We start from the raw sequence: 7661 nt of genomic DNA, 5'->3' as shown, positions 1-7661 counted from the left end.
TGGAGTAGGGAGCAAGTATATCAATAGATATGCAGCTCTATTCACACTGGCAAGAGAGTACACAGGCTGTGATACACAGGAAATTCTATTATCAATCAAGAAAAGAATGCATCAGATCACAGATTTCTTCCGTAGTGCTGACATGAAGAAAGATGATCTTTTCATTTATTCTATTTCTTGAATTCACCATTTTGCTAATATAGCCTATTTTTTTGCTCATTCAGTAAAATTGGAACAAAGTTCCAAATTTGATTTTTGATTGTGAAAATATTTACAAGAAGGTAAGAAATACTGTATAATACACTCCTCAAAAGAGGAGGAAAAATAATGAAAAAATCTTTTACAGCACTTTTAGCTGCATCTTTAATGCTGGCTGGATGTGCAAGCTCTGCAGGTTCTACTGCAAACGCTTCTGGAAAGACTTTTACTGGTTCTTCTACAGGTATGCAAGGTCCAGTAACAGTCACTTTATCTGTTGATGGTGGAAAGATCACAAACGTAGAATTAACTGAAATTTCAGAAACACCATCCATTGCCAGTGTAGCAATGGAAAGAATTCCACAACAGATCGTTGAGCATCAGACAACAACTTTAGACACAGTTACTGGTGCAACATTTGCATCCAATGCGATTATGCGTGCAGCTAGTGAAGCTGCAAAGGCTGCTGGTCTTGATATGGACAAGCTCGAAGCAAACGCATATCATGCTGAAGCTGGTAAAGACGAAGTCTGGGATACAGACTTGTTAGTTGTAGGTGCTGGTGGTGCAGGCTTTTCTGCAGCTACTACTGCCGCACAAGAAGGTGCTGAAGTTATCATGATTGAAAAGAGCTCTGTTGCTGGTGGTAATACATTAATGCAGGGTGGTGCATTCAATGCGAATGATGACGATGCACAGGCTGAAACAATTTTAACAGAAGCACAGAAAACAACATTAGATGGCTATTTAGCACTCAAGGCATCTGATGAAAAACTACACTTTGATGCATTCCCTGAATGGAAAGAAGTATTAGCTGACTTGCAGGCTGATATTAAGAAATTCTATGCTGAAAATGAAGGTAAGACTGTTGGTAAGGATATGCCTGGATATGATTCTGTTGAATTACATATGTGGCACATCTATACAGGTGGTTTAAGACAGATGAACGATGGCAAGTGGGTTGCCAGTGATATCGATCTTGCTAGAACACTTGCTGAAAATGCACTTGGAACATATGAATGGTGCGTTGACTCATTAAATGTTGAAGGTCAGTATGGCAAGGGTGCTGGTAAATCTTTATTCACAGTTCTTGGTGCAATGTGGCCTAGAACACATAAGTTCATGACTTCTACACCACTCATTGATACTTTAAAAAAGGCTGCTGAAAAAGAAGGCGTTAAGCTCTATACAGAAGTTGCCGCAAAGTCATTGATTACAGATGAAAATGGTAAAGTTGTTGGTGCAAACTGTGAAAAGGCAGATGGTACAAAGGTTACTGTTAATACAAAGAAGGGTGTTATCTTAACATCTGGTGGTTATGGTGCAAATCCTAAGATGGTTAAGGAATATGACAACTACTGGGGTGATAATTTAACAGATCATACATTAACAACAAACGTTGGTACAAATACAGGTGATGGTATTGTTATGGCACAGGAAATTGGTGCTGGTACAGTTGGACTGGATGTTGTACAGCTCATGCCTTCTTCTTCTCCTATCAAGGGTACAATGACAGATGGTATCTGGGGTGATGCTTCTCAGCAGATCTGGATTGATGGCGAAGGTAATCGTTTTGTGAATGAATATGCTGAACGTGATGTACTTGCTAAGGCTTCTTTAGCATTAGATAATGGAATCTTCTATATTATTTACGCTGGTAAGGATGTAAATGAAAATGGTGAATTACAGGGTGCAACTTTAGATGATGGTTTATTTGGAACAACAGTACAATCTATGGTTGATAATGGACATGTATGGTATGGTTCAACATTAAAAGAATTAGCTGAAAATTCTAAGACAAGTGCTGGTGGAGCAGCTCCAGCTTTCTCTGAAGAAGCATTACGTGCAACAATTGAAAAGTACAACACATATGTAGCAAATCAGAAAGATGATGATTTTGGAAAAGAAGTGCTTGCAGGAGCAATTGATATTGATGCAATTGAAAACAATCCAGATGCAGGCTTTGTAATCTCTCCAAGAAAAGCATCTATCCATCATACAATGGGTGGTGTTCAGATTAATACAAATGCTGAAGTATTAGATGAAAGTGGCAATGCAATTAATGGCTTGTGGGCTGCAGGTGAAGTTACAGGTGGTATTCATGCCGGTAATAGACTAGGTGGTAACGCTGTTGCTGATATCTTCACATTTGGTCACATTGCTGGTGCATCTGCTGCACAATAATAGATCAGAAAGTGGTTTACTCATTTTGGTAAACTGCTTTTTTTATATTTCAGGATTTGATAGAATAAATACATGACAGATCTATTTGAAGTTTCAAGTGAACAAGAAAGAAAAAAAGATGAACCACTCGCTGCACGTATGCGTCCAGCAACACTGGATGAAGTAATTGGCCAAAAACATATCATTGGAAAAGATAAACTGCTGTATCGTGCAATCAAAGCAGATCAGATCAGCTCTATCATTTTTTATGGTCCTCCAGGAACAGGAAAGACAACACTTGCAAAAGTGATTGCTAATTCAACCAGTGCTGATTTTGAACAGGTCAATGCGACGATTGCTGGAAAGAAAGATCTTGAATTGATTGTTGAAAAAGCAAAAGAGAATTTTGCACAATATTCTAAGAAAACAATCTTGTTTATTGATGAAATTCATCGCTTTAATAAGGCACAACAGGATTTCTTGCTGCCATATGTTGAAGATGGTACTGTGACTTTAATTGGTGCTACAACAGAGAATCCATATTTTGAAGTCAATGGTGCTCTTTTAAGCAGAAGCAGAATCTTTGAATTAAAGCCACTTAGTAAACAAGATCTTATGGATCTTATTCAAAAGGCAGTGGATGATCCTATTAAAGGGATTGGCATGTATAATGTCACAATTGATGAAGATGCAAAAGCATTTTTGGCAGACAGTGCAGATGGAGATGCTAGAACGGTATTAAATGCATTAGAACTGGCATCTATTACGACAGATCCAGATGAAGATGGGAATGTTCATATCAGTTTAGAAGTAGCTGAAGAATGCATCCAGAAGCGTGCTATTCGCTATGATAAAACAGGTGATAATCATTATGATACGATTTCTGCCTTTATCAAAAGCATGCGTGGATCTGATCCAGATGCAACGCTGTATTATTTAGCTAGAATGTTAACGGTTGGAGAAGACATTCGCTTTATTGCAAGAAGAATCATGATTGCTGCGAGTGAAGAGTGTGGTGTTGCAGATCCTAGAGCACTGGAAGTCGCAGTAAACGCAGCTTTAGCGGTAGAAAGAGTCGGCATGCCAGAAAGCCAGATCATACTGGCAAATGCTGCGTGCTATGTTGCATGTGCACCTAAGTCAAATGCTGCAAGTGCAGGTATCTTTAAAGCAATGGAACTTGTACAGGAAACAGGTAATCTTGAAATACCTTCATATCTAAAAGATGCACATTATAAAAGTGCAGCGAAACTAGATCGTGGTGTTGGCTATAAATATGCACATGATTATCCAAATCATTTTGTTCCACAGCAATATTTACCAGATAAAATCAAAAATGTTTCACTATTTGAGATGAGTGATGTTGCCTATGAAGGTAAATTAAAGAAATATTACGACATGATTGGTAAAAAGTATCATGCTGAAAAGAAAAAGTGAAAGTAAACACTGTAAAATAGTGATACAATAAACGGGTAAAATTAAGGAGAATACTCATGGATTACAATCTTTATGAACCAAGAACATTCGAAGAAGCAAGAAACAGTGCAGATGCACTTCTTGCTGGAAATACTGTAGTTTTGAATTTGCATCGCTTAGATCGTGCGACAGCACAACGATTTATCGATTTCTTAACTGGTACAGTTTATGCTTTGCACGGTAAGATTGAAAGAGCAGGAACAAATGTAATTATCTGTGTTCCTACAGAATCTCAAATTACAGGTACAATTGAACTTTAACGAAAAATCGGGATATATCATCCCGTTTTCTCTTTACTCATGAACTTTTTTTTGTATAATACATTTTGGATTAGGAGAACACCTGTATGCCTGATAAATTAAATCTATTTACGCATAATGGATTATTCCATGCGGATGACGTATTTGCTGCAGCAATGCTTTCATTGCTGAGTGATGATGTCAATATTGTAAGAGGCGGGGATGATGATGTCCCTGAAGATAAAGAAAACTGGATCATCTTTGATATTGGTGGAGGAGAATTAGACCACCATACGGAAGAATGTAAACAAAGAAATGAAACACATCCTGGAACAGATGTACCATATGCAGCTTGTGGGCTTGTCTGGAGAAAATATTATCGTGATATCTTAGAGACACAGAATTGTCCAGAAAGGTATTATGATTCTGTTTATACAAAGATGGAGAAATCTCTTGTTCTTGGCATTGATGCAAATGATAATGGTTTTGACTATATTATGAATACAATGGAATCGATGCCAAACATTCTTGATAAACAGAAATCAGCAATTCAGCATATTTCACAGACGGAATTTACGATTTCACAAGTGATTAAAGATTTTAATCCTAGCTGGGAAAGTGACAGAGATCCATATGAAGCATTTATGGATGCAATGTCTTTTGCACAGGATGTATTTTTGAATCGTCTGGATTCTATTATGGATGCGCTGGATGGAAGGGATTATATCCTTCAGCATATTGATTATTCTGCAGGACATCTAATGATTCTTGAACACTTTGCACCATGGCAGGGTGTTGTTACTTCACAATCAAATAGCAATCCAAAGGCAGAAGATCTATGGTATGTGATTTCACCTGCTTTAAGAGGTGGCTGGAATATTCAATGTGTGTTAGATGATCCATCAGATCGTACATCTTATAGACATCCACTTCCAAAGGAATGGTATGGTCTTAGAAAAGAAGAATTACAGAAATGCAGTGGGGTAGAAGATGCAATCTTCTGTCATCCTTCTGGATTTTTAGCAGGATGTCAAACACAGCAGGGAGCGATGAAAATGGCAAACATCGCAATGAATGATAAAGGAGATAAATAATGGCAGAAAGACATAAAGATTATTTTGCGTTTGAAACGATTCGTGATGCGGAACAGAAAATCGTTTGTTACTATGTAACAATGATTGGAACGATTGAAGAAGAAGGTATTGTTCATATTCGTACAGATTTAGGTGAAAATCAAAATCAGAAGATGGCATTTGGAAGACTTTCTATCTACAACCAGGATCGCAAGATTTCTACATTATTAAGAGAGTTGAATTGTAGAGACTACCGTCATGAATCCAATGGAGAAGGTTCTAGAGATATTGTTTCCTTTACTGCAAAAGACTGGAGAGCAGATGAGGTATACGGTTTAGAAGAAGGTGATCGTGTACTGATTCAGGGAAAAGCATATGTGAGAGAAAACAATCAGGAAAAATACCCTGGACGCGCAAATGAAATCTCTATTACAGCTTCCGGTATCTTCAAGATTGGCAGAGTCAGAAAAACAAGACCAGTTTCTATGAACCAGGGTCTTGTTCCTCAGAAGTAATCATGGATCAAATTGTCATTGCGGCGTGTTTTGGGCTTGCTAGAGTGTGTGCTGCAAATACAAAAACACCGAATACGGAAAAGATTTTGATGGATGTTCTGCATAGTGAAAATGATCCTCAGCAATTGATTGCTTTGATTCATGAAGAGAAAGATAAGATTTCTCCTGGATGTAAATTGTGTCAATCGAGGTGTGGAAATACAGATGATATCTCTGTGGAAATGAAAGAAGATTCCTTCATGAAGAAATCATTTGATCTTTGTTTCCAGACAAAAAATGCTTCTTTGGTATTAGAAGCATTTGCGAGAATTTCTTATCAAATGGATGATGCAGAATATAAGGATATTTATCGAAGACTGAAAGAAAGCGTATGATGCTTTCTTTTATTTTGAATTATCGAACCATGCAAGTGCGATAGCATCTTCACCAGCATATGTACCAATGGTTGGTCCAATTTGTGTAATTGGAAGGTTATCTGTTTTTCCTTCATATAATGCAGAAGAATCTTTGATGTATTTGTCTAGTTTAGCTGAAGAAAGACCTGAATAGCCTAAAGCAAATGGTCGTGAGAAATCAATTCCGCCATATTTATCAATCTGGCTGACAAGCATGTTATTTCCACTTCTAGATCCTCTTGCTTTTCCTACGGTAATGATTTGACCATCTTCAATAGAAATAACAGGTTTGATGCCAAGAAGAGAACCTGCCGCATACGCAACTGCAGAAATTCTTCCACCTTTTTTTAGATATTCCAGTGTATTCATCAATGCGATGATACGTACATGGCTCTTTTCTTTTTCTAAGGTATCAACAATTTCCTGACATGTCTTTCCTTCATCTCTTAACTGTACTGCACGCTTAACAAGAAGACCTTGTCCTAAACATGCACTTCTTGAATCAATGACATGGACATTGTTCTTTTCTTCTGAAGCAAAGCATGCATTGCGATAGCATCCACTTAGTTCTGATGCAATTGTGATGATAATACATTCATCATCTGTATCTGTTGCTTGTTCATATTCATACGGTGTGATCTGTGATGTTTTTGGCAGTGCATCTTCTTCAATCAATAGCTCATAGAAGCGTGATTTACTTAACGTAAAACCATCAATATAATCTTCATTACCAATATGTAAATGAATTGGTAAAACTGTAATATCTAATTCTTTTGCCATGCTCTGTTCAATATCAGAGGATGATTCTGTAATAATACGAATACTCATATATACTCTCCTTTGTTGGTTAACAACGTGAACCATTATAACAAAGATTTTAAATATCTGATAGAATTATTTTCAAGATGAGGTAAAACATGCAGGAATTATTAAAATTAGAAGAAGCAGCACATGTATATTTAGAAGATGCATCTGAAGAAAATGAAAAGAAAATGATGAATGAATTACTACAGGCAATCATTCATGATAATGAAATTATTATTTATGGTGAACCACTTGAAGATGGATCGATTGATCCAGGACATATGCAGGTAGAGATGGATGATCGTTTTTACTTTCATGTCTATACTTCAAAGAAAAAGTTTGATCAATGTTGTTCCGCTCGTGCTTATACATTGAACATCAAAGCATTATTAGATCCAATTTTTCAAGAAGATACGTTTGGTGGAATTACATTGAATTATAAAAAGAATGAAGAAGTTGTTCTGATTCCAAAAGAAAACATTGTTTATTATATGAATGCATATATCAAAAAGAATGCTTAGGCGAGACTGTTGAAAAAGTCCTTCAAATAAAACCTCACAAAAAACAGTGAGGTTTTAATTTAAATATTTTAAACTAGCGGCTAGTTATACTATAATATAGCTGTGAGGTAAGGACTATGAGATCTAAAAATGACAAAGCCAAATATGATATGGATTACCAGAAAAACAAGATGACAAGAGTAACTGTATGGTTTAATCTTGACAAGGATAAAGATATTATTTCGTGGCTGGACAAATCCAAAGCATCTAAATCTGAAATCATAAAAAAAGCACTGAG

The 7661-nt window shown here is 36.6% G+C and carries 9 protein-coding genes; 8 read left to right on the top strand and 1 reads right to left on the bottom strand.

Annotated elements, in window-relative coordinates:
* The 7 genes from ACTND6_RS10015 to ACTND6_RS09985 all read left to right on the top strand — a co-directional run.
* A partial coding sequence (locus ACTND6_RS10015; RefSeq protein ID WP_441023970.1) for a hypothetical protein occupies nucleotides 1-181 on the top strand: 181 nt, incomplete at its 5' end.
* 146 nt (nucleotides 182-327) lie between these two features.
* Complete coding sequence (locus ACTND6_RS10010; protein WP_441023968.1) at nucleotides 328-2382, top strand: FAD-dependent oxidoreductase; 2055 nt, start codon at nucleotides 328-330, stop codon at nucleotides 2380-2382.
* Nucleotides 2383-2454: 72 nt separating this feature from the next.
* Nucleotides 2455-3798 carry a replication-associated recombination protein A gene (locus ACTND6_RS10005; RefSeq protein ID WP_441023965.1) on the top strand — a complete coding sequence of 448 codons (1344 nt, stop codon included), beginning with the start codon at nucleotides 2455-2457 and terminating at the stop codon, nucleotides 3796-3798.
* Nucleotides 3799-3854: 56 nt separating this feature from the next.
* Nucleotides 3855-4097, top strand: coding sequence for a cell division protein SepF (locus ACTND6_RS10000; RefSeq protein ID WP_178175457.1), 243 nt, complete (start codon nucleotides 3855-3857; stop codon nucleotides 4095-4097).
* An 86-nt stretch (nucleotides 4098-4183) separates the two neighbouring features.
* Complete coding sequence (locus tag ACTND6_RS09995) at nucleotides 4184-5170, top strand: MYG1 family protein (RefSeq protein WP_178175456.1); 987 nt, start codon at nucleotides 4184-4186, stop codon at nucleotides 5168-5170.
* Nucleotides 5170-5664 (top strand): hypothetical protein, encoded by a 495-nt coding sequence (locus ACTND6_RS09990; RefSeq protein ID WP_441023962.1) that lies wholly within the window; start codon nucleotides 5170-5172, stop codon nucleotides 5662-5664. The genes ACTND6_RS09995 and ACTND6_RS09990 overlap by 1 nt, the downstream gene beginning before the upstream one ends.
* A gap of 2 nt (nucleotides 5665-5666) precedes the next feature.
* Nucleotides 5667-6038: a hypothetical protein gene (locus tag ACTND6_RS09985; RefSeq protein WP_441023960.1), complete on the top strand. Its 372-nt coding sequence runs from the start codon at nucleotides 5667-5669 to the stop codon at nucleotides 6036-6038.
* 9 nt (nucleotides 6039-6047) lie between these two features.
* On the opposite strand, the gene ACTND6_RS09980 is transcribed toward ACTND6_RS09985, so the two are convergent.
* Nucleotides 6048-6887, bottom strand: coding sequence for a DegV family protein (locus ACTND6_RS09980; protein WP_441023958.1), 840 nt, complete (start codon nucleotides 6885-6887; stop codon nucleotides 6048-6050).
* A gap of 89 nt (nucleotides 6888-6976) precedes the next feature.
* Between ACTND6_RS09980 and ACTND6_RS09975 the strand changes: the two genes are divergently transcribed.
* The gene (locus tag ACTND6_RS09975; protein WP_178175452.1) at nucleotides 6977-7384 is read left to right on the top strand and encodes a hypothetical protein; all 408 of its coding nucleotides are present in this window, start codon (nucleotides 6977-6979) and stop codon (nucleotides 7382-7384) included.
* The last annotated feature ends 277 nt before the right edge of the window (nucleotides 7385-7661 follow it).

Source organism: Bulleidia sp. HCP3S3_C9 (genome assembly GCF_052064035.1).
In the GTDB taxonomy this organism is placed as follows: domain Bacteria; phylum Bacillota_I; class Bacilli_A; order Erysipelotrichales; family Erysipelotrichaceae; genus Bulleidia.
Note: the sequence above shows the minus strand (reverse complement) of the source record. Positions and strands in the feature narration are given on the sequence as shown.